Source organism: Amycolatopsis speibonae, assembly GCF_042647925.1.
Lineage (GTDB): Bacteria > Actinomycetota > Actinomycetes > Mycobacteriales > Pseudonocardiaceae > Amycolatopsis > Amycolatopsis speibonae.
In genome coordinates this window covers 496439-516275 of sequence record NZ_JBHRWK010000014.1, presented here as the reverse complement: position 1 = coordinate 516275, position 19837 = coordinate 496439, and the positions used below count along the sequence as shown (strand labels likewise).

The window sequence follows — 19837 nt, the reverse complement described above, 5'->3', positions numbered from 1 at the left end:
AGCCCCGTGCAGGCGGGGTCACTTTACCGGAAAACCTCAGGTCAGCAGGGTCAAGACGGTCTCGGAGTGCCGTCCCGGCGAGCGCGCCGTGCGGGCCTGCAGCCACGCCTCCAGGCGGTCCTCGGGCAGCGGCCGCGAGATCAGGTAGCCCTGTGCCACGTCACAGCCCATCGCTTCGAGCTGATCCCGGGCGACGTCCTCTTCGACTCCCTCCGCCACGACCGTGAGGCCGAGCGAGTGCCCCAGTTCGACGATGGAGCGCACGACGGCGAGGTCGCCGAGGTCGGTGCCCATGCCGAGGACGAAGCTCTTGTCGATCTTGACCTGGTCGACCGGGAGCTGCCGCAGGTACGCCAGCGACGAGTAGCCGGTGCCGAAGTCGTCGACGGCGAGCACGATGCCCAGCGAGTGCAGTTCCCGCAGGATCGGCAGCGCCTTCTGCGGGTCGGACATCACGCCGGATTCGGTCAGCTCGAAGGTGAGCAGCTCGGGTGGGATGCCGAAGCGGTCGAGTTCACGCGCGACCTTCGTCGGGAAGTCCTCGTCGGCGAGGTTGCGCACCGAGAGGTTCACCGCGGCGGAGATGCGCAGGCCTTCGTCGAGCCACTTCCGAACGCGCTTCAACGACTCTTCGAGAACGAACGACGTCAGGACGCCGATGAGGCCCGCCGCTTCGATCGCCGGCACGAACTCGTCCGGGCCGAGTCTGCCGAACTCCGGATGCACCCAGCGCACGAGCGCCTCGACGCCCTGGATCTGCCGGTTCGGCAGGGTGATCTTCGGCTGGTAGTGGACGCTGAGCTGGCCTTCTTCGAGCGACTGCCGGAACTGCGTGACCATCTGGAACCGGCGCATGAAGATCTGGCCCATGCTGGCCATGTAGCCGCGGACCTCTTCGCCGCCCTTGGTCGCGCGGACGGCGACGTCGGCGCGCTGCAGGAGCATGTCGACGTCGATCTGCTCGTCGTCCTCCGCCGACGACGTGGCGTAGCCGATCATCGCGTTGGCTTCGACCGAGAGCCGGTCCACCGGGTACGGGGCGACGAGTTCCGCACGGAGCAGCTCCGCGGCGGCCTGAGCGCGTTCCGGCGCGCAGCCGACGAGGAGCGCCGCGAAGGACGCGCCTTCGAGCCTGGCGAGCGGGACGTCAGGGCCGAGCGCGTCGCGGATCCGGCGGCCCGCGGCGATGACCATCCTGTCGGCCCAGACGTAACCGAGGGCGTCGCTGACGGTGGAGAAGACGTCCAGGTCGACCCGCAGCACGACCGCGTCGACCTGTTCCCGCAACGGTTCCTTGGCGACCTGACGGAAGCCCGGCCGGTTCAGCAGGCCGGTCAGCGGATCGTGGTAGGCGTCGTGGCGCAGGGTCGCGAGCAGGCGCCGATTGTCCAGTGACGTCGCGAGGTGGCTGGCCATCGTGCCGAGCAGCTGCACGTCGTACTTGCCGAAACCACGCCAGCGGGACAGCCTGTCGTGCGCTTCGACGACGCCGAGGAGCTGGTTCGCGCTCCGCAGCGGGACGACCAGCGCCTCCTGCGCGCCGCGGTCGAGCAACGCGGAGCGGACGTCGGGATTGGCTTCGGTGATCCGGAAATGCCGGACGTGCGCGCCGGGCAGGCGCAGCAGCGGGTCGTCGGCGGCCGGGTCGACGGGCGGCAGTTCGTCACCCGCGACGACCATGCGCATGGTGTCCTTGGGTTCCAGCCGCAGCCTGAGCACGACCCGTCCGGCGGCGAGCTGGTCCTTGATGCGTTCGGCGATGGTCGCCCACTCGCGGACGTCCACGCCGCCGACGAGTTCGTCGGCGCGCCCGGCGGGACGCGCGGCGGCCTGCTGGCCGGATCGCGCGACCATCAGGCTGACGTCGGACAGCGCTTCCATGTCCCGCTGTTCGCGGAGCAGGTCGGAGTACGCCCAGTACAACGCGGTGAGCCCGAGGAAGACGGCCAGCACGAGCGGCCAGGCCTTCGGCGTACCGGAAATGACCAAATAGCCGGAAAGACCGACCGAGGCGTTGACGAATCCGACGACGAGGATGCGGCCGGTCAGCCGGATCGCGGTGCTGACCCGCATGCGGCGGCGCAGCACGCGGACGGCGGCGAGCGCGAGCAGCGTGCTGACCAGCGGCGCGGTCAAAGTGCCTGCCAGCGCGGCGATCCAGGTCATGGTGTGGGCGCCGGAGGCCTGTTTCACCAGTCCTGCCACGGCGAACGCGCCGGTGATCTCCAGCAGGAAGGCGCCGGCGTTGTAGAGGACCCGGCCCGCGACCTTGCGGGCCAGCAGTGTCCCGATGCCCGCCACGAGATGCGCGGCGAGGACGACTTCGAAGGGGGCGACGAAGAATCCGATGACCAGCGGGATCTCGGTGAACGAGATCGTCCAGGAGATGCCGCTGCGGACGTCGACGTTGATGCCGAGCTGTTCGGCGAGCAGGAACGCGAGCGCGAGGATCGGCCCGATCCACAACAGATCGTCCGAGGCCTCGAAGTCCAGCCACAGGCTGACCGCGGCCGCGGCGGCGATGCCCATGGTGAGTACTGCGAAGGTGTAGACGCGGAACCGCCGCTCGTCGGTACGAGCCTCCGTAACGGCGCCTCCCTTGCCCGGCGCCGCCTGTGCGGCGCTCCCGGGCCTGCCGTTCGTGTCCGGCATCCGACCTTCCTTCCCGGCTGCCCAACCGGTCTTGTCCTACCGCGACCTCGGGGACGAGGGCAATACAGTACCCCGGAGGGCGTACCCAAGTCCCATTCGAGACAGTATGAGATCACCCCAGGGTTAACAATGGGCGCGTCGCGCTGACCTGCGTGGACCAAGGGGTGAAATGGGAGCGATATTCGCGTTCCCTCCGACTACCGGAAGTCACCTGGCGCCACGGCGGAGCCAATCTCGTGAAGTTCCCGGCGGACCCGTCAGTGTCGGCCGGCAGGGGCTTGAATAGTCCTATGAATAGCCACGCCATCGCCGCCGGGCATGCCGAGCGGCTCGCCACCGTGGACGCCCTGCTCCCGGAAATGCCTGCACTGGAGCCTGCCGAGGGCTCCGTGTCACTCTCCGCGACAGCAGGCGACTCGGCCGCCGCCGGATTGTCGGTACGGACTGAAGCGGGCCCCGATTCTGTTGACTCTCCGTGGCGGGCGCTCGTCGAACATCGCCTCGAAGCTCGGCTCACCGGACCTCGTCCGGAAGCGGCCCTTGACGCATTACTCACCCGATGGGATGAACATCTGAAGGCGGTCGCCCCACCTGGGGATGTCGAAACGGCGGCGACCGTGGTGCGGCCGAGCCGGGATTCGCCCGGCTCGGCCGAATTGCTGCGCCGCGGATTCGCTCCGGTGCTGGTGATCGCGGTCCGCCCGGCCGACCGGCTCGCCGTGACGGGACCGCCCGCCACTCCCGGAGTGCACATCCGGCCCGCCGAAGCGGATGATCTCGAAACCGCCGTCGGGCTGGAGCTTGAATTGCAGCGCTATGACGCGCAGTTCGGTTCGGTCACGTTGCGCGAGGGCGCGGAGGAAGCGATCACCGCGGACCTGTCGAAACAGCTGGGGCGGGAAAACCCGACGTTGTGGATCGCCGAGCTGTACGGGCGCCCGCTGGGCATGGTGCGGGTGCAGTTCCCCGGCGAGACGGCGTGGATCGGCGGCCGGGTCGCGGCCGAGAAGGTCGGCTACCTGTCGTCGCTGGCGGTGGCCGAACCGGCGCGGTCGAGCGGGGTGGGGTCGGCGCTCGCCGCGCACGCGCACCAGGTCTTCGACGAATGCGGGACCGAAGCCGTGCTGCTGCACCACGCGCTGGCCAATCCGCGCTCGACACCGTTCTGGTACGCGCAGGGCTACCGGCCGCTCTGGACGTACTGGCAGCGGCGGCCGGCGGTGTACTGATCCCGATAGGCTCTTCCCTGGGAGATCAGGGGGTTTTCTGTGACCAGGGACGATGACGCGGCCCCGGTGGCGCCGACCGGGGTCGACACCGAAAAGCCGTCCGCGGCGAGGATCTACGACTGGTTTCTCGGCGGGACCCACAACTGGGCTGTCGACCGCGAGTTCGCCCGCGCGCTGGAACGGCAGTGGCGGTGGGTGAAGCCGGGCGCGCAGCACAACCGCGAGTACATGAATCGCGTCGTGCGCGCGGCGCTGAACGCCGGGATCCGGCAGTTCGTCGATCTGGGGTCCGGTGTCCCGACAGCCGGGAACGTGCACGAGATCGTCCAGGAAGAGCTGGAGCCGGGCGATGAGGCGAAGGTCGTATACGTCGACTACGAGCCTGTAGCGGTGGCGCACGCGGAGTTGATCCTCGAACGGCACGAGGCGACCGACTGGGCCGGGATCGTCCACGCGGACATGCGGCGACCGAAGGACGTCCTGCGGCATCCGGAGACGCGGCGGCTGATCGATTTCTCGCAGCCCGTCTGCCTGATGATGATGGCCGTGCTGCATTTCGCCGGACCGCACGACGATCCGCCCGCGCTGGTCGCGACCTATCGGAACGCGCTGGCGCCGGGCAGTTGGCTGGGGCTTTCGCATATGAGCTTCGGCGGCAAGACCGGTGAGGACGCCGACGGGCTCCGCTGGATGGTCGAGCAGTACCGGAAGACGAGCAACCCGGTGTGGATGCGGGACCGCGAAGAGATCGAGCCGCTCTTCGGGGACTGGCCGCTGCTGGAGCCCGGCGTCGTCCATCTGCCCGAGTGGCGCCCAGTCCGGGAGCTGCGGCGAGACGAGGAAGGTGCCCGGCCGTTCGCCTGGTGCGGGGTCGCCACCCACCCCTGACGTCCGACCTCTGCCGCCGTCGCGTCGCGTTTAGCCCACTAAACGCGACGCGTTGGGGCGCAGAGGTCGGAGGGGTGGGTGATCGCTGACGGCGAACGCGGAAAGGAAACAAACGGGTCGATCGGAGAGTTGAGCTAGTCAGACTCAACTAACCGAGGAGTGCACAGATGACCGACAACCGCCTCCTGCCCGTCCTCCCGCTCGATGACGACGTCGTGCTGCCGGGCATGATCGTCCCGCTCGACCTCGCCGACACGGAGACGCGCGCCGCGGTGGAGTCCGCCCAGGCCAACACGCCTGCCCAGGCTTCCTTCCCGGGGATCCGGTCCGGCGCCGGCGCCAAGGCCGAAGTGCTGATCGTCCCCCGCGTCCACGGCGAGTACGCCGAACTCGGCACCATCGCGACGGTCGAGCGCATCGGCCGCGTGCCCGGCGGCAAGACCGCGGTCCTGCTGCGCGGCACCCGCCGCGCCGTCGTCGGCCGCATCGCCGACGGTCCCGGCGCCGCCCGCTGGGTCCACGCCGAAGTCGCCACCGAGACCACCGACGACAACTCCGCGAAGCTCGCGTCCGAGTACAAGAGCGTCGTCCTCGCGATCCTCCAGCAGCGCGGCGGCTGGCAGATGATCGACGCCGTCCAGGAGGTCGAGGACCCGTCCGCGCTCGCCGACCTCGCGGGCAACTCGTCGTACCTGAACACCGAGCAGAAGCTCGAACTGCTCTCCGCGCTCGACGTCTCGGCGCGGCTCGAAAAGGCTCTCGAATGGAGCCGCGAGCAACTGGCCGAGCTCGAGGTCACCGACACGATCCGCAAGGACGTCCAGGAGGGCATGGAGAAGCAGCAAAAGGAGTTCCTGCTGCGCCGCCAGCTCGAAGCGATCCGCAAGGAGCTGGGCGAACTCGACGGCACCGCCAATGACGACGACTACCGCGCCCGCGTCGAGGCAGCCGAACTGCCGGACGCGGTCAAGAAGGCCGCACTGTCCGAAGTGGACAAACTGGAGCGGACCTCCGACCAGTCCCCCGAGGGTGGCTGGATCCGTACCTGGCTGGACACCGTCCTCGAACTGCCGTGGAACGAGCGCACCACCGACGTCCACGACATCGCCGCCGCACGCGACATCCTCGACGCCGATCACGCCGGTCTCGACGACGTGAAGGAACGCATCATCGAGTACCTGGCCGTCCGCAAGCGTCGTGCGGAGTCCGGTCTGGGTCCGGTCGGCGGACGCCGTTCGGGCGCCGTGCTGGCCCTCGCCGGCCCTCCCGGGGTCGGCAAGACCTCACTCGGCGAGTCCGTGGCGAAGGCGATGGGGCGCAAGTTCGTCCGCGTCGCGCTCGGCGGCATCCGCGACGAGGCGGAGATCCGCGGGCACCGCCGCACCTACGTCGGCGCACTGCCCGGCCGGATCGTCCGCGCCATCAAGGAAGCGGGCTCGATGAACCCGGTCGTGCTGCTCGACGAGATCGACAAGGTCGGCGCCGACTACCGAGGCGACCCGACGGCCGCGCTGCTGGAGGTGCTGGACCCGGAGCAGAACCACACGTTCCGCGACCACTACCTCGAGGTCGAGCTGGACCTGTCCGACGTCGTGTTCCTCGCGACGGCGAACGCGCTCGAGACCATCCCCGGCCCGCTGCTGGACCGCATGGAGCTGGTCACCCTCGACGGCTACACCGAGCACGAGAAGGTCATCATCGCCCGCGACCACCTGCTCCCCCGCGAGTTGGACCGCGCCGGACTCGGCAAAGAAGACGTCACGCTGACCGACGGCGCGTTCAGCCGCATCGCGGCCGAGTACACGCGGGAAGCCGGCGTACGCAACGCGAACCGGACCATCGCGAAGGTGCTGCGCAAGGTGGCGACCAAGGTCGCGCTGGACGAGGTCGCGCTGCCGCTGACGATCGACGCCGACGGGCTCGAGACCTACCTCGGGCGCCCACGGCACCTGCCGGAGTCCTCGCTGCCCGCGTCGACCCAGCGCACGTCGACGCCGGGTGTGGCGACCGGTCTGGCGGTGACCGGCGCCGGCGGCGACGTCCTCTACATCGAGGCGTCGCTGGCGGATCCGGAGTCCGGCTCGACCGGGCTGGCCCTGACCGGTCAGCTGGGCGACGTGATGAAGGAGTCGGTGCAGATCGCGTTGTCGTACCTGCGCTCGCACGGCGCGGAGCTGGAACTCCCGGTCGGCGACCTGAAGGACCGCGGCATCCACGTGCACGTCCCCGCGGGCGCTGTCCCCAAGGACGGGCCGAGTGCCGGCATCACGATGACGACCGCGCTGGCGTCCCTGCTTTCGGGCCGGGTCGTGAAATCGGACGTCGCGATGACCGGTGAGGTGTCGCTGACCGGGCGGGTGCTGCCGATCGGCGGGGTCAAGCAGAAGCTGCTGGCCGCGCACCGGGCCGGGATGAAGACGGTGATCATCCCGCAGCGCAACGAGCCGGACCTCGACGACGTCCCGGCCGAAGTCCTGGCGCAGCTGGACGTCCACGCCGTGGCGAACGTCCGCGACGTACTGGACATCGCGCTGGCCCCGGCGACGGCTCCGGTCGCCCAAGCGGCGTAACGGCGCGAGGCCGAAGCCCCGGATCCTGCCCAGGGTCCGGGGCTTTCGGCGTTCCGGATCCGGACGAACCCGGACATTAATCGCCCTTAAATTTCATATCACGGTTTGATAACGTAGATTCCGTGCCACCCAGCCGGGTGCCGCCCCTGAACCTTGAGAGGGCAAGGTCATGAGTCACGGAATCCTGCCGCCCCTGCGGCCTAGGCGAAGCTGCGTTTCGGCCGGTCAGCTCGTTTGCCTGAGCATTCTCACCGTATTCACCACGGCGCTGACCTTCGCCGGTACGAGTGCGCCGATCGCGGCGGGGATCGCGATCACCCTGTTCGGCGCCGTCCTCCGCCCCGTGCCCGCACGGGCACGCCGATGAACACCACCCTCACCGAGGAATCGGAATTCATGGCGCGGCTGCGTGAACTCCGTGACCGAAGCGGCCTCAGCATCCGCGCGCTGGCCGCCGCGACCGGTCAGTCCCGGAGCACCCTGGCCGACACGTTGGCCCGGAACACCTTGCCCGGCAACGAAAACCAGATGCGAGTCCTGGTACGCGCCCTGCTCCGGGCCGTTCCCGGAGAGCCCGGGCTCGACGAGTACCTCGCCGACTGGCGTCACCTGATCGGACGCCGTCACCACCGCAATGGCGGACGCGCGCCGCTCGACCGAATACTCGTCGCCTTGGAAATCGCCGAACAACGCGGCGGCGCCGAAGCCCCAGGCCTTCGCAAAGCGAAAGAAATAGTGTTGATCGAGGCTTCCCTACGAAAGTTCCCTCCCCCCGGCGAATACGCCGCGAATTCACCTGGAAGTCCCGTTCCGCCCGTAACCTCCCCTCCGCTCCTTCCCGCACCACCACATCAGCGGAGGCACGAGTGAAGCGACGGAATTTCCTGCGCGCGGCCGTGGTCGGCGCCGGCGTCACGGCGTTCGGAAACAGGCTCTCGGGGGCGGCCCTCGCGGCGCCCGCGCAGAACGGACCCAGCCCGTACGGCGCGCTCCAGGCGGCCGACGCGAACGGGATCCGGCTGCCCGCCGGATTCACCAGCCGCGTGATCGCGCGGTCCGGCCAGAAGGTCGCGAGCACCGGTTACACCTGGCACAGCGCGCCGGACGGCGGCGCCGTGTTCGCCGACGGCAGCGGCTGGATCTACGTGTCGAACTCGGAGATCACGCCGGGTGGCGGTGCCAGCGCGGTCAAATTCGACGCGAGCGGGACCATCACCGGCGCTCACCGAGTCCTGGCGAACACTCGCCAGAACTGCGCGGGCGGCAAGACTCCTTGGAACACTTGGCTTTCCTGTGAGGAGATCGACCTCGGCTTCGTCTACGAATGCCAGCCGAACGGGCCGGCCTCGGCCGCGGTCCAGCGGCCCGCGATGGGGAAGTTCAAGCACGAGGCCGCGGCGGCGGACCCGGTGCGCAAGGCCGTCTACCTGACCGAGGACACCACGGACGGCTGCTTCTACCGGTTCGTCCCGACGACCTGGGGCGATCTCTCCGCCGGGACGCTGCAGGTGCTGAAGGCGGGCACGGCGACGTCGGGCAGCTTCACCTGGGCGAACGTGCCCGACCCCGACGGCTCCCCCACCCCCACACGCAACCAGGTGTCCGGCGCGAAGCGGTTCACCGGGGGCGAAGGACTGCACTACGCCAACGACACCGCGTGGTTCACCACCAAGGGCGACAACCGCGTCTGGCAGCTCAACCTGGCGAACAGCACTTACGAACTGGCCTACGACGACTCCCTGGTCAGCCCGGGCTCGGCGCCACTGACCGGCGTCGACAACCTCACCGGGACCTCTTCGGGTGACCTGTACGTCGCCGAAGACGGCGGCAACATGGAGATCTGCGTCATCACGCCGAACGACATCGTGGCGCCGTTCCTGCGGATCAGCGGCCAGAGCTCGTCGGAGATCTGCGGTCCCGCGTTCACCCCGGCGGGGAACCGGCTGTACTTCTCGTCGCAGCGCGGCACCTCCGGCTCGTCCTCCGGCGGGATCACCTACGAGGTCACCGGCCCCTTCCGGTCCTGAGGCAGCCAGGTGGGGCGCCTGGCCAGGCGCCCCACCACCGTCACACATCGGTGCGGCTCTTCTCGCGAACGCGGCTGACCACGAAGAGCGTCAGGGCGATCGCGACGGCGGCGATCACGAAGTACTGGAAGAACCCGGCGTACTCGTCCACCAGGTGCCAGCTCTCCCCGAGGGCGTAACCGGCCATGACGAACACGGTGTTCCAGATCAGGCTGCCCAGCGTGGTCAGGGCCAGGAACCGCCAGAACGGCATCCGCTCGATCCCGGCGGGCAGGGAGATGAGGCTGCGGAAGATCGGCACCATCCGGCCGAAGAACACCGCCTTGGTGCCGTGCTTCTGGAACCAGGCTTCGGTCTTGTCGAAGTCGGAGGCCTTGACCAGCGGGATCTTCGCCATCCAGCGGCGCGTGCGGTCGCGGCCCAGCAGCAGGCCGAGGTAGTAGACGATGATCGCGCCGGCGACCGATCCGAAGGTCGTCCACACCAGTGCCTCCGCCAGGGTGAACGTGCCCTGGCTGGCGGAGAACCCGGCGAGCGGCAGGACCAGTTCGCTGGGGATCGGCGGGAACAGGTTGTCCAGCCCGACGATGATCGCGGCTCCCGGACCGCCCAGTGCGTCCATCAGCGAGACCGCCCAGCCGGCGAGGCCGCCCATCGGTTCGCTGGCGGCTTGGGCGAGGAGGAGATTCATGGCGGCCTTTCGTGGTCGTCTGCAGGTATCAACGAACGTACGAATTGCCCGGGTTCCACACCCTGCGGTGAAGCGGCACAGATCACTGAGGAAAACCGCAGTACCGATCTTCGGGTGCCCCGCTAACCTGGCGTTATGCCTGTTCCGGCCGCTGTGCGCAACTATCTGCGCAAGATGCTCCGCGGCACGCTGGGCCTGGCGATCGGCTCCGTGACCGCGTTCGCGGAGCTCTTCTATGTCCTCTTCGGCGGCGCCGCGCTCGCGATCCCCGCGCTGCGGGAGCCTGTCTTCGCCGGCGCCCACGTCCTGTCCGAAGTGGAACGGCGACGGCTGGAGAAGTACTTCGGCAATCGGAACGCCATGGATTACACCGACAGCCGCGCGATGGCCTATCTAGTCCCGCGGTGCGTCATCGGGCTGGTCTGTGCCGGGATCTTCGTGATGATCCTGCTGGGCGCCGGATCCGGAGTGATCATCGCCTATCAGCTGTTCAATGGTCAGTCTCCCGGAGGCGGCGCGCCTGCCGACTGGTACGACCCCGTCACCACTGCACTCTTCGGCGCGTTGCTTGTTTTCCTTGCCCTGCAAGGGCTTCTCGGGGCCGCGACGTTGGACGAGAAGCTGGCCCGACACTTTTTCGGGCCCAGCAAACAGGAAACGTTGCGCCGCCGGGTCTCCGAGCTCGCGACCAGCCGAGCGGAGGTGGTCGAGGCGGTCAACGACGAGCGCCGCCGGATCGAACGGGACCTGCATGACGGCGTCCAGCAGCGGCTCGTCGCGCTCGGGATGCTGCTCGGCCGGGCGCGGCGCGCGGGCGATCCGGACCACGCGTCGGATCTGCTCCGTCAGGCACACGAGGAGTCCCAGCGCGCCCTCGAAGACCTGCGCGAGGTCTCGTGGCGGGTGTATCCGATCGCGCTGGACTCGGACGGACTGCACCCCGCGCTGGAGGCGCTCGCGGAACGCTCCGGCGTGCCGGTCCACCTGCGTGTCGACCTGCCGGAACGGCCACCGGCGGCCATCGAGACGGTCGTCTACTTCGTCGCGTCCGAGGCGGTCACCAATACGATCAAGCACGCCGCGGCGACGCGGATCGACATCGAGGCCGAACGGGACGGGGACAGGGTGCGGGTGCGGATCACCGACGACGGCACGGGCGGCGCGAGGGAGTCCGGCGGCGGTCTCTCCGGCCTCGCGCGGCGCGTCGCGGCGGCGGACGGGGAGTTCGCCGTGGACAGCCCGCCCGGCGGCCCGACAGTGGTGACGGCGGTACTGCCGTGCGAGTGATCCTCGCCGAGGACTCGACCCTGCTGCGCGAGGGGCTGGTCCGGCTGCTGATCGAAGAGGGACACGACGTCGTGGCGTCGGTCGGCGACGGCGAAGCGCTCCTCTCGACGACGGCCGCCTATCAGCCGGATGTGGTCGTCACCGACGTCCGCATGCCGCCCACCCACACCGACGAGGGCCTTCGCGCGGCGCTTGAGATCCGGAAACGCTGGCCGGGGATCGGGGTCCTGGTGCTCTCGCAGTACGTCGAGAAGCGCTACGCCGCCGAGCTGATCACCGGCGACGGTGAACGCGTCGGCTATCTCCTGAAGGACCGGGTCGCCCAGGTGGGCGAATTCCTGGACGCGCTCGACCGGGTCGCCGCGGGCGGGGCGGCGTTCGATCCGGAGGTGGTCCGGCGGCTGCTCGCGCGGACCACGCACACCGATCCACTCGCGAAGCTGACCGGCCGCGAGCGCGAAGTGCTGGAGAAAATGGCTCAGGGCCACACGAACGCCGGGATCGCCGAGTCGCTGTACGTGTCGCAGAGCGCCGTCGAGAAGCACGTGAACGCCCTCTTCGACAAGCTCGGCCTGACCAACACCGTCGGCTACAGCCGTCGCGTCCTGGCGATCCTGCGCTACCTCGGCTCCTGACCGCGAGTTGACAGGCAAGTGACGGCTTGCCTATAACTGAGTCGTGGACGGCGACCTGTTCAAGGCGATCGGCGACGCGACGCGACGCACCATCCTGGACGAGCTGACCGAAAAGGACGGTCAGACGCTGTTCGAGATCTGCGGCAGGCTGACCATGAAACACGGCCTGGCCTCTTCACGGCAGGCCATCTCGCAGCATCTCGCGATGCTCGAACAGGCAGGCTTGGTGCACACCCGGCGGCAGGGCCGCTACAAGTTCCACCACCTCGACACGAGTCCGCTGCGGTCGATCGTCGAGCGGTGGCCCATCGACCGAGAGGAACCGAACCCGTGATCCGCATCAACATCACCAGCGTCTTCGTCGACGACCAGGCCAAGGCACTGGCCTTCTACACCGAGAAGCTGGGGTTCACCAAGAAACACGACGTGCCCACCGGCGACGCCCGCTGGCTCACCGTGGTCTCCCCCGCCGACCTCGACGGCGTCGAGCTGCTGCTGGAACCGGACGGCCACCCGGCGGCGAAGCCGTTCAAGAAGGCACTGGCCGATGACGGTATCCCGTTCACCCAGTTCGCCGTCGAGGACGTGTACGCCGAGGTCGAGCGCCTCAAGGGGCTGGGCGTCGAGTTCACCCAGGACGCCGTCGACATGGGACCGGTGGTCACCGCCGTCTTCGACGACACCTGCGGCAACCTGATCCAGCTCGCGACGATGAAGTAACCGAAAGCGGGCTCGGTCCACTGTGGACCGAGCCCCGCTTTGGCTTTTCCTTACTGCTGCACCCATTCCACGAGTTCCACGGGCACGCCGTTCGGGTCGGTGACCATGAGGAGGCGTTCTCCCCAAGGCTCCTCCCGCAGCGGCATCGTGATCTCGACACCTTCGTCGCGCAGGCGCTTCTCCTCGGCTTCGAGGTTCTCGACCGTGAAGGCCACGATCACCCCGGACGCGCGCCGCTGCCGCAGGTTCTCCGGCAAGACCTCGATCCCCGCCTGGAGCAGGACGATGGCCACCTTCGCGGTTTCGTGGCCGAGAGAGACGAATCCCTCCGCGGCCATCTGTTCGGTGAAGCCGAAGTGCTCGGCGAAGAAACGACTGGAGGCGGCGACGTCGTCGACGGTCAGCGAGACGGTGGAGGCAAGGACGTTCATGGGCTATCCCCTTCGGTCGGCGGTGAGTTTTCGATGGAGCTGATCGGTCAGTACGACCGGCGGCGCGGGACGCCGGTCGAGCGGCGCACCGGCATCGAGCGGCCGGGGAACGGCTGCTGATGGCGGCGGTCGTTCCGGCGGACCTGGGCGCGGTTGGTGCCTTCGTTGCCTTGGGGGATTCGAGCGGTCAAGGAGCCTCTTCTCTCTGGTCGGTAGTACGGACGTAAGTTTACATCGGGACTACCATAAGTCAAGGATATTTTTACGACAGTGGTAAACTTCGCCCATGACCAGCGCGGATGTGGGCTTACGAGAGCTCAAGAAGCAGGAGACACGGCAGCTGATCTCCGACAAGGCGACGCTCCTCTTCATCGAGAAGGGCTTCGAGGAGACGACGATCGCCGAGATCGCCGCGGCGGCGAGGGTCGCGAAGAAGACCGTCACCAACTACTTCGCACGCAAAGAGGACCTGGCACTGGACCAGCACGAAGAGTTCACGAACGGGCTGGCGAACGCCGTCCGGGACAGGAAGGCGGGTGAGTCGGCGCTGGCCGCGCTACGACGCACCTTCCTGGACGCGGTGGCGGAGCATTCTCCCGTGATCGGCTTCACCGGGACGGCCTTCGCGAAAATGGTGCTGGAGAGCCCGACCCTGACAGCGCGGTTGCGTGAACTGCACGAACTGCGGGAGGAGGCGCTCGCCGTCCTGCTCGCGACCGAGACCGGAGCCACCGCGGACGACGTCACCCCGATCATGGCGGCCGCCGAACTCAACGCGATCGACCGCGTTCTCTTCCGCGAGGTCCTGCGGCGCTCGCACGCCGGCGAGAGCGACAACGAGATCGCCGAAGCGCTGACGAAGGCGACACAGCGAGCTTTCGAGCTACTGGAACCGGCCTTCGGCGACTACGCGATCCGCGTGTAACTCCTAGTGTTCTGTCGGGGGCGACCGCTAGGGTCCGCCTCATGTCTGAGGGGACTTCGTTCGAAGTCATCTGTTGTGAGGGCTGGGATCCGGCCGCCCGCGCCCTGGTCGGCAAGCTCACGTCCGACGCCGCCCGGGAGCGCGATGCAGCCGGAGAGCAGTACGCCGTCGCCTTGGTGCGTCCCGGCGCCGAGGCGCCGTCGGTACTGCTCGAAATCGCGTGGCAGCACCATTTCGCCCGCTGCTGGCACGTCGACGAGCAGGCCAGACGGCGCGCCGCGTTCGAGTACCGCTTGCTCGAAGACGGCACCTTGTTCCTCGTGCGGATCGAGCAATGGACCTACAAATCCCCCGACCAGGAAGAATTCGACAAACAGAACGCCGGGCGCGTGGAGATGTCCTTCGGCCCCGAAGGCGAGGGCTGGCTGCATCAAGCGCCCGATGGCTACGGGGGCGGCTCCAGCAGCGGCCGCGCGCACAAGCCGGTGTCCGAGCTGACCACGCCGAAGCCCGCCTTCGGTGACTGGGAGCCTCTCGCGAACTCGGGGCCGCTGACCCTTCAAAGCCCGACTGCTCCCGAAACCGATCCGCTGCTTCCCGTCGAAAAGCGTCCTTGGCGGCCGTCCGTTCCGTTGCGGCCCACCAGCATGAAGGAGATGTTCACCGCGGGCACGCGCTTTTCGCTGCGCGACGACCGCGACCTCGTCGAAGTCGAACTTCGGGACGCCGGGAAGCTCCGCATGCCCAGCGGCAGGCTCGTCGCCTCGGATCCGGCCTTCCTGGACGCGGAATCCGACCACTTCACGGTCACGGTCCCGCCCGGGGAGCACCGGGTCGAGCTCGCCATGATCCGCTTCGTCGACGAGCCCGCCCACGAGCGGGTCGCCGCCGCGAAACTCGTCGTCGCCGACGTTCCGGTGGCCACCTGGGAGGTCGCGGTCTGGCCGGGTCAGAACGCGCTCTTCCTGGGAGACGGGGAGTTCTACGGCTACGGCGTCGACAGCGGCACGGGCTGCTTCGCCGACGTCTCCGCGCTCCCCGAGGAGGTGGACGACGACCTCATGGAGCGGTTCGCCGAGGTGGATCCCCACGTCGACATCACCCCGGACGGCGCGAGCGGCAACATCATCGCGTTCGCCACCGGCTGGGGAGACGGGAGCTATCCGACCTGGATCGGCCGAGCCGCCGACGGCACCCTGGCCTGCTTCGTGACCGACATGCTGGTGCTCAACCGCGCGCGGGTTCTCACGGCTTGACGTAGAGAAGCATGTCCCGCGCTGTCCCGCCGATCTCCTGATGGGCGGGTAGCAGTCCTTCGCGCCGGTAGCCCGCTTTCTCCGCCGCCCGAAGGGAACCACGGTTCCACGGCTCGATGTACAGCTCGATCCGCTCGACGCCGGGGACGGTCCGGGCGAAGCCGGTCATCGCTTTGAGCGCGTCGGTCGCGAACCCGCGCCGCCGGTGCCGCGGCGAGACCGAATAGCCCACGATCCCGGCGCCTTCGGACAGGTTCCGCAGCCAGAGGCCGATCGTGCCGACCACGGTCTCGTCGGCGGTGATCACGAAAGGGAAGCCCCGCCCCTCGGCGTGCCGGGTCTGCTGCCGCCGCACCCATTCTTCGGCTTCCCTGCCTGTCGGATGCGCGGGCAGGCTGCCGATGAGCGGCACATAGGGGTCTTCGCCGAGTTCGAGGGCGAGCTGGCCGTCGGTGTCGGCGAATTCCCGCAGGACAACGGATCCGTGGGCCGGCGGCGTCGCGGGCCAGGGCAGCGGCTCGGTCATCGGCCCATTCTTGTCGGAGGGCGGCGGTACGGTCTGGCTCATGCGTGAACTGATCGTCACGGAGAACAGCACGATCGACGGCGTGATCGAACTGACGGGCGACTGGTTCAGCCCGGGCGGCGACGATCGGGGTCTCCTGGCCGCGCTCCGCGAACAACGTGAAAACGCCGACGCCTTCCTGGTGGGGCGCGTCACCTTCGAAGACATGCGCGGCTACTGGCCGAAGCAGACCGAGGACACGACAGGGATCTCGGCTTATCTGAACTCAGTGAGCAAGTACGTGGTCTCCAGCACCCTGACCGAGCCAAAGTGGGAGAACACGACGGTTCTCTCCGGCGGACTGCGTTCGGAGATCGAGAGGCTGAAGGCCGCCGAGGGAAAGGACATCGTGACCACCGGCAGCATCTCGCTGGTGCGGACGCTCGTCGCCGAGGGGCTCGTCGACGAGTACCGGCTGTTCGTCTACCCCGTCGTGGCCGGGGAAGGCCGCCGGCTGTTCGAGGGCGCCACCGGCGTTCCGAAGCTTCGGCTGGTGGAGGAACAGCCGTTCTCTTCGGGGATCGTGCTGCTGCGCTACCGGGCTCGGTAGGGTCGGCGTAGCGGCGGGAGAACGACGGAGGTGGCGATCATGGTCGACGCGTCGAAGTTCACCGCCGAGGTGTTCCGTCTCGCGGCGGAACGGCCCGGCGCCTCGCCGCGGCTGACCAGGGCGGCGGGCTGCGTCCGGGACGGCAAGTTCAGCTGGGAAGACGTCGCCGGCGGAAAGTGCGAACATCCGCTCGCGCAGGCGCTGTTCGCGCCCAAGGCGCAGGAGAAGCTGTGGCCACAGCTCGCCGAGATCGCCGAAAGCCTCGAATCAGCCCCCGGTGCGGCCCCCGCACTGGTGGCCGCACCCCGGCGCGCGCGAAAAGCGCCGACGACGGACGACGACTTCAGCGAGCACACCTACCTGGAGGACCTGGCCGAGCCGAACAGCCATCCGGCCTGGCCGCAGCGGCGGGATCGAGGCCGGTGAGCGCGGGGGCCGCACGAACAAGAGCGGCCCCGTGACCAGGTCACGGAGCCGCTCTGTGTGGCGAGTGAGGGATTCGAACCCCCGAAGGCGTAGCCGTCTGATTTACAGAGAAGCGCGCAGACGTGCCCTGACCTGCGCGTTAGCACTCTCGCCGCTGCGCTTTGGCGCGTATTTGGCGTGGAGCTCCACCTAAACCGGCCGCGCAGCAGCGTTTGAGGGGGTCTCCCCTGCCAAGAACGTCCGCACCTGGTCGACCGCGACGGCGTAACACAACGCGTTGGTGCCTGGCACGGTCCGGGCGCTGTGCGGGCTGATGATGACGCCAGTGCAGTTCCAAAGTGGATGGTCCTCGGGGAGCGGCTCAGGCTCGGTCACATCGAGCGCTGCCCGAATTCGTCCCGTACGCAGCTCCCCCACCAACGCATCTGTATCGACTATCCGCCCGCGTCCCGCGTTTACCAGGAGAGCCCCGTCGTCCATGGCAGCAAGGAAGTCCTTATCGACCAGGTTGAGCGTCGCGTCGTTGAGCGGCGCCGTGATCACAACGACTTGGTGTCCGCCGATAAGATCGGGCAGTTCGGCCGCGCCGTGAACGCCACTGCGCGCTGTGCTTGCAACCAACGTTGACTTCGCACCGAAGGCGTCGAGTAGCCGAGCAGTCGCTTTCCCAATACTGCCCGCACCAACAATCAGTACCCGCTTGCCCCGAAGCGTGTCCGCATCGAATTTTCGGTGAGCCCACGTGCTCTTGTCTTGATATCTGACGAGCGTGGGCCAATGGCGCAGTTGAGCCAAAATAGCTGACAGAACCCACTCCGAAACGGGTCCCGCGTGAGCACCACGCGCACCTGCCAGGACAACGCCTTCCGGAACCTCATTGACCCACTCGTCAGTTCCTGCGGCTGTAATCTGGACCATCTTCAAGTTGGCCAACTGGTCCATGAGCGCCATGGGGCGGTTCGTGCCTCGATACGGCGGCACGAAGATATCCGCCCCCTTCTGCACGTCGTCAAGCTCTTTGCTCGTGGGATCATAGCCCAAGACCTCAACGTCATCGAGCTGCCCGAAAAGCTCATGAGCAACCAGATCATCGGCTTCAGTGCTGACCAGGATCGTTGTTTTCGCTGCCGTCACTTGTCTACATCCTCATTTAAGATAGTTGCGAGCAGGTTTCGCGCCTGGTCTTGCAGTGGCTTACTCGATGCGGAATTGTCGATTACGATGTGCGGAACCGGCGGACGTAGCTCCAAGTCGATTCCCGAAATGTAAGTTTCCCAGTTCGCAAGCTTAGTAGCATCGCGAGCCGCACCACGATGCCTCACGTATGTATGCATCGTACTCGCATCGCAGTACACCCAGACAAAATGGGGAGTTGCACCCAGATCCTTGCAAGTTGCCTGGATTCTACTCACCCAAGCCGCATCTGAAAACTCGCGAATAAACGGCGCGGTTACGATCGCACTGTTTCCACATTGCACATTTTCCGTCATGGTTCCGATGAGCGCTTCATACTCACGCGGCCGAATCTTATTTACATAGACGTCCGACTCGCGGTCATTAGGAGAAAGCCCCTGGAGTTCCAAAGCTACCTCTACGACAGAACGTGTCGTAGTGTCCTTATCCAGGATTGACCAGCCGGTTTCTCGTGCCAGAACTCGCCCAAGCTCAGTCTTGCCACTTCCGGCGAAACCGCCCACAAATACAACCTGGGTTACGGACACCTTGGGGCGCGGCGCCTCTGTGACATGCGGGGCATGCACGACGCGACCCGCCCGTGGCTTACTCACGACCAACCCCTCACGTATCAGCACGTCCATCGCCTCGGTGATCGTGAATGGACTGACCTGCCACTCTGCGGCGAGCTCCCTTGTGGACGGCAACGACTGGCCATCCCTGAGACGCCCAGCCTCAATGTCGTTCCTGATGTTGCGCGCAACCTGCCGATGCAGGGACTCGGACCGTTGAGCCTTCGGACGTGGCCGGGACATGTGGACTCCCTGCTAGGCGACGCTGACCAGTCAGATGACTGGCTTACAGGCCAGAACATACCAGATGACTGGACGCATTTCCCCTGGTAGATCACCAACCGACTACTCCATTCGAGTCAACCAGTTGACTGGTTTCCAAACCAGTTGTTAGGTTTCGTGGTGTTCGAGTTCACACACCACGAAGGAGACCCGATGAGGTCGGCACACATCTCCCGCCGTCAGGCCGAAGCGTCGTTTGACGGGTTGGAGTTCGATGTTTCTGCTGTTCAGGCCGCCGCGCCGAGGGCGTGGGACTTCCTGGGCTACACCGACGAGGAGCGCGAGGTTGACGCGCTGATTGCGTCGGTGGACGCGGAGCTGGCGGCCGCGACGGTCGCGGCGGATGTGCGGGTGACGCACTCGTTCACCGACGTTCGCAGGGCGACCCGGTCGGAGCGTCGTAGCGGCCGGACGGTGCTGCGGGCGCTTCCGTCGCTGCTGGACACCACCGCCGCCGCGTCCGAGGGTGAGGCCGCGTGATGCACACCTTCGAGCAGGCGTTGCCGCAGGTCCAGCGGGCTCACGAGCACGTGCGGGACGACCTGCGGAAGGCGGATACGAAGGCGCAGGCGCTGCTGTCGATCGTGGCTGCGGTGCTGGCCGGTGTGGTCGCGCTGACCACCCGCTCTGTGTCGCCGGTGGCGATGGTCGCGCTCTGGGCGGCCGCCGTGCCGGTGTTCGGGGCGGTGCTGGTGCTGCTGTCGGCCCTGCGTCCCCGGCTCTCCCAGTTCCCGACTCCGGGGACCTGGCTGCACGCGGTCTACCACGGTCCGGCCGCGCTGCTGGAGTCGACGAGTTCGGCGGCCGCGCAGGTGCTCGCGACGGACGTGGTCCTCATCGGCGGGGTCGCGGTGCGGAAGTACCAGCGGATCTCCCGCGCGGTCGGACTGCTGTTCGTCGGCGTCTGTGTCCTCGCCGTCGCCCTGGTCCTGGCGGTGCTGACATGACCGCCCGCCGC

The 19837-nt window shown here is 67.6% G+C and carries 23 protein-coding genes; 16 read left to right on the top strand and 7 right to left on the bottom strand.

All coding sequences use genetic code 11. The annotated features are described in order from the left end of the window. Window positions 1–36 precede the first annotated feature (36 nt). On the bottom strand, window positions 37–2652 hold the full coding sequence (locus tag ACFOSH_RS10520) for a putative bifunctional diguanylate cyclase/phosphodiesterase (protein WP_378238555.1): 2616 nt from the start codon (window positions 2650–2652) through the stop codon (window positions 37–39). A 290-nt stretch (window positions 2653–2942) separates the two neighbouring features. Between ACFOSH_RS10520 and ACFOSH_RS10515 the strand changes: the two genes are divergently transcribed. The 6 genes from ACFOSH_RS10515 to ACFOSH_RS10490 all read left to right on the top strand — a co-directional run bounded on the left by ACFOSH_RS10515 (window position 2943) and on the right by ACFOSH_RS10490 (window position 9366). Next, window positions 2943–3881 carry a GNAT family N-acetyltransferase gene (locus ACFOSH_RS10515; RefSeq protein WP_378238554.1) on the top strand — a complete coding sequence of 313 codons (939 nt, stop codon included), beginning with the start codon at window positions 2943–2945 and terminating at the stop codon, window positions 3879–3881. 39 nt (window positions 3882–3920) lie between these two features. After that, window positions 3921–4769: an SAM-dependent methyltransferase gene (locus ACFOSH_RS10510; protein ID WP_378238552.1), complete on the top strand. Its 849-nt coding sequence runs from the start codon at window positions 3921–3923 to the stop codon at window positions 4767–4769. Window positions 4770–4936: 167 nt separating this feature from the next. Next, a complete protein-coding gene (gene lon, locus ACFOSH_RS10505) occupies window positions 4937–7339 on the top strand; it encodes an endopeptidase La (protein ID WP_378238551.1) in 2403 nt (800 codons plus the stop codon). A 169-nt stretch (window positions 7340–7508) separates the two neighbouring features. Then, window positions 7509–7706, top strand: coding sequence for a hypothetical protein (locus ACFOSH_RS10500; protein ID WP_378238550.1), 198 nt, complete (start codon window positions 7509–7511; stop codon window positions 7704–7706). Beyond that, a complete protein-coding gene (locus ACFOSH_RS10495; RefSeq protein WP_378238548.1) occupies window positions 7703–8209 on the top strand; it encodes a helix-turn-helix domain-containing protein in 507 nt (168 codons plus the stop codon). The genes ACFOSH_RS10500 and ACFOSH_RS10495 overlap by 4 nt, the downstream gene beginning before the upstream one ends. Further along, window positions 8206–9366, top strand: coding sequence for an alkaline phosphatase PhoX (locus tag ACFOSH_RS10490; RefSeq protein WP_378238547.1), 1161 nt, complete (start codon window positions 8206–8208; stop codon window positions 9364–9366). The genes ACFOSH_RS10495 and ACFOSH_RS10490 overlap by 4 nt, the downstream gene beginning before the upstream one ends. 40 nt (window positions 9367–9406) lie before the next feature. On the opposite strand, the gene ACFOSH_RS10485 is transcribed toward ACFOSH_RS10490, so the two are convergent. Then, window positions 9407–10057 (bottom strand): DedA family protein, encoded by a 651-nt coding sequence (locus tag ACFOSH_RS10485; RefSeq protein WP_378238545.1) that lies wholly within the window; start codon window positions 10055–10057, stop codon window positions 9407–9409. 135 nt (window positions 10058–10192) lie between these two features. Here ACFOSH_RS10485 and ACFOSH_RS10480 point away from each other — a divergent pair, with 135 nt between their 5' ends. Genes ACFOSH_RS10480 through ACFOSH_RS10465 form a run of 4 tightly spaced genes read left to right on the top strand, consistent with a single transcriptional unit; the run spans window position 10193 to window position 12699 of the window. Beyond that, window positions 10193–11344, top strand: a complete 1152-nt coding sequence (locus ACFOSH_RS10480; RefSeq protein WP_378238544.1) for a sensor histidine kinase — start codon at window positions 10193–10195, stop codon at window positions 11342–11344. Next, a complete protein-coding gene (locus tag ACFOSH_RS10475; protein ID WP_378238543.1) occupies window positions 11335–11979 on the top strand; it encodes a response regulator in 645 nt (214 codons plus the stop codon). Before ACFOSH_RS10480 ends, ACFOSH_RS10475 begins: the two co-directional genes overlap by 10 nt. A 43-nt stretch (window positions 11980–12022) precedes the next feature. Continuing rightward, complete coding sequence (locus ACFOSH_RS10470; RefSeq protein WP_378238542.1) at window positions 12023–12313, top strand: ArsR/SmtB family transcription factor; 291 nt, start codon at window positions 12023–12025, stop codon at window positions 12311–12313. Next, a complete protein-coding gene (locus ACFOSH_RS10465) occupies window positions 12310–12699 on the top strand; it encodes a VOC family protein (RefSeq protein WP_378238541.1) in 390 nt (129 codons plus the stop codon). The genes ACFOSH_RS10470 and ACFOSH_RS10465 overlap by 4 nt, the downstream gene beginning before the upstream one ends. A 50-nt stretch (window positions 12700–12749) precedes the next feature. Here the strand turns inward: ACFOSH_RS10465 and ACFOSH_RS10460 are convergent, their stop codons facing one another. Together ACFOSH_RS10460 and ACFOSH_RS10455 are read right to left on the bottom strand one after the other, a co-directional pair. Further along, window positions 12750–13130: a VOC family protein gene (locus ACFOSH_RS10460; protein ID WP_378238540.1), complete on the bottom strand. Its 381-nt coding sequence runs from the start codon at window positions 13128–13130 to the stop codon at window positions 12750–12752. A gap of 47 nt (window positions 13131–13177) precedes the next feature. After that, entirely contained in the window at window positions 13178–13321 is a 144-nt protein-coding gene (locus ACFOSH_RS10455) for a hypothetical protein (RefSeq protein ID WP_240595860.1), read from the bottom strand. Window positions 13322–13416: 95 nt separating this feature from the next. On the opposite strand from ACFOSH_RS10455, the gene ACFOSH_RS10450 reads away from it, so the two are divergent. Continuing rightward, a complete protein-coding gene (locus ACFOSH_RS10450; RefSeq protein WP_378238538.1) occupies window positions 13417–14055 on the top strand; it encodes a TetR/AcrR family transcriptional regulator in 639 nt (212 codons plus the stop codon). A gap of 41 nt (window positions 14056–14096) precedes the next feature. Further along, window positions 14097–15311, top strand: a complete 1215-nt coding sequence (locus ACFOSH_RS10445) for a DUF4241 domain-containing protein (RefSeq protein WP_378238537.1) — start codon at window positions 14097–14099, stop codon at window positions 15309–15311. On the opposite strand, the gene ACFOSH_RS10440 is transcribed toward ACFOSH_RS10445, so the two are convergent. Next, window positions 15301–15837: a GNAT family N-acetyltransferase gene (locus tag ACFOSH_RS10440; RefSeq protein WP_378238535.1), complete on the bottom strand. Its 537-nt coding sequence runs from the start codon at window positions 15835–15837 to the stop codon at window positions 15301–15303. The two genes, ACFOSH_RS10445 and ACFOSH_RS10440, sit on opposite strands and share 11 nt — an antisense overlap. 40 nt (window positions 15838–15877) lie before the next feature. Between ACFOSH_RS10440 and ACFOSH_RS10435 the strand changes: the two genes are divergently transcribed. Both ACFOSH_RS10435 and ACFOSH_RS10430 read left to right on the top strand, forming a co-directional pair. Beyond that, the gene (locus ACFOSH_RS10435; RefSeq protein ID WP_378238534.1) at window positions 15878–16426 is read left to right on the top strand and encodes a dihydrofolate reductase family protein; all 549 of its coding nucleotides are present in this window, start codon (window positions 15878–15880) and stop codon (window positions 16424–16426) included. A 39-nt stretch (window positions 16427–16465) separates the two neighbouring features. Next, a complete protein-coding gene (locus ACFOSH_RS10430; protein ID WP_378238533.1) occupies window positions 16466–16852 on the top strand; it encodes a hypothetical protein in 387 nt (128 codons plus the stop codon). Window positions 16853–17041: 189 nt separating this feature from the next. Here ACFOSH_RS10430 and ACFOSH_RS10425 read toward each other — a convergent pair whose 3' ends face one another. Further along, window positions 17042–17986, bottom strand: coding sequence for an NAD(P)-dependent oxidoreductase (locus tag ACFOSH_RS10425; protein WP_378238532.1), 945 nt, complete (start codon window positions 17984–17986; stop codon window positions 17042–17044). Beyond that, entirely contained in the window at window positions 17983–18840 is an 858-nt protein-coding gene (locus ACFOSH_RS10420; protein WP_378238531.1) for an AAA family ATPase, read from the bottom strand. Before ACFOSH_RS10420 ends, ACFOSH_RS10425 begins: the two co-directional genes overlap by 4 nt. A gap of 192 nt (window positions 18841–19032) precedes the next feature. Between ACFOSH_RS10420 and ACFOSH_RS10415 the strand changes: the two genes are divergently transcribed. Then, complete coding sequence (locus tag ACFOSH_RS10415; RefSeq protein WP_378238530.1) at window positions 19033–19359, top strand: hypothetical protein; 327 nt, start codon at window positions 19033–19035, stop codon at window positions 19357–19359. Next, window positions 19359–19826, top strand: a complete 468-nt coding sequence (locus ACFOSH_RS10410) for a Pycsar system effector family protein (RefSeq protein WP_378238824.1) — start codon at window positions 19359–19361, stop codon at window positions 19824–19826. Before ACFOSH_RS10415 ends, ACFOSH_RS10410 begins: the two co-directional genes overlap by 1 nt. Window positions 19827–19837: the final 11 nt, after the last annotated feature.

Bases quoted from the DNA above. Each gene is read 5' to 3' on its own strand.
- lon (WP_378238551.1), top strand. From the start codon at position 4,937: ATGACCGACAACCGCCTCCTGCCCGTCCTCCCGCTCGATGACGACGTC.
- ACFOSH_RS10430 (WP_378238533.1), top strand. From the start codon at position 16,466: ATGGTCGACGCGTCGAAGTTCACCGCCGAGGTGTTCCGTCTCGCGGCG.
- ACFOSH_RS10495 (WP_378238548.1), top strand. From the start codon at position 7,703: ATGAACACCACCCTCACCGAGGAATCGGAATTCATGGCGCGGCTGCGT.
- ACFOSH_RS10500 (WP_378238550.1), top strand. From the start codon at position 7,509: ATGAGTCACGGAATCCTGCCGCCCCTGCGGCCTAGGCGAAGCTGCGTT.
- ACFOSH_RS10410 (WP_378238824.1), top strand. From the start codon at position 19,359: ATGCACACCTTCGAGCAGGCGTTGCCGCAGGTCCAGCGGGCTCACGAG.
- ACFOSH_RS10450 (WP_378238538.1), top strand. From the start codon at position 13,417: ATGACCAGCGCGGATGTGGGCTTACGAGAGCTCAAGAAGCAGGAGACA.
- ACFOSH_RS10515 (WP_378238554.1), top strand. From the start codon at position 2,943: ATGAATAGCCACGCCATCGCCGCCGGGCATGCCGAGCGGCTCGCCACC.
- ACFOSH_RS10445 (WP_378238537.1), top strand. From the start codon at position 14,097: ATGTCTGAGGGGACTTCGTTCGAAGTCATCTGTTGTGAGGGCTGGGAT.
- ACFOSH_RS10520 (WP_378238555.1), bottom strand. From the start codon at position 2,652: ATGCCGGACACGAACGGCAGGCCCGGGAGCGCCGCACAGGCGGCGCCG.
- ACFOSH_RS10460 (WP_378238540.1), bottom strand. From the start codon at position 13,130: ATGAACGTCCTTGCCTCCACCGTCTCGCTGACCGTCGACGACGTCGCC.
- ACFOSH_RS10435 (WP_378238534.1), top strand. From the start codon at position 15,878: ATGCGTGAACTGATCGTCACGGAGAACAGCACGATCGACGGCGTGATC.
- ACFOSH_RS10440 (WP_378238535.1), bottom strand. From the start codon at position 15,837: ATGACCGAGCCGCTGCCCTGGCCCGCGACGCCGCCGGCCCACGGATCC.
- ACFOSH_RS10415 (WP_378238530.1), top strand. From the start codon at position 19,033: ATGAGGTCGGCACACATCTCCCGCCGTCAGGCCGAAGCGTCGTTTGAC.
- ACFOSH_RS10420 (WP_378238531.1), bottom strand. From the start codon at position 18,840: ATGTCCCGGCCACGTCCGAAGGCTCAACGGTCCGAGTCCCTGCATCGG.
- ACFOSH_RS10480 (WP_378238544.1), top strand. From the start codon at position 10,193: ATGCCTGTTCCGGCCGCTGTGCGCAACTATCTGCGCAAGATGCTCCGC.
- ACFOSH_RS10485 (WP_378238545.1), bottom strand. From the start codon at position 10,057: ATGAATCTCCTCCTCGCCCAAGCCGCCAGCGAACCGATGGGCGGCCTC.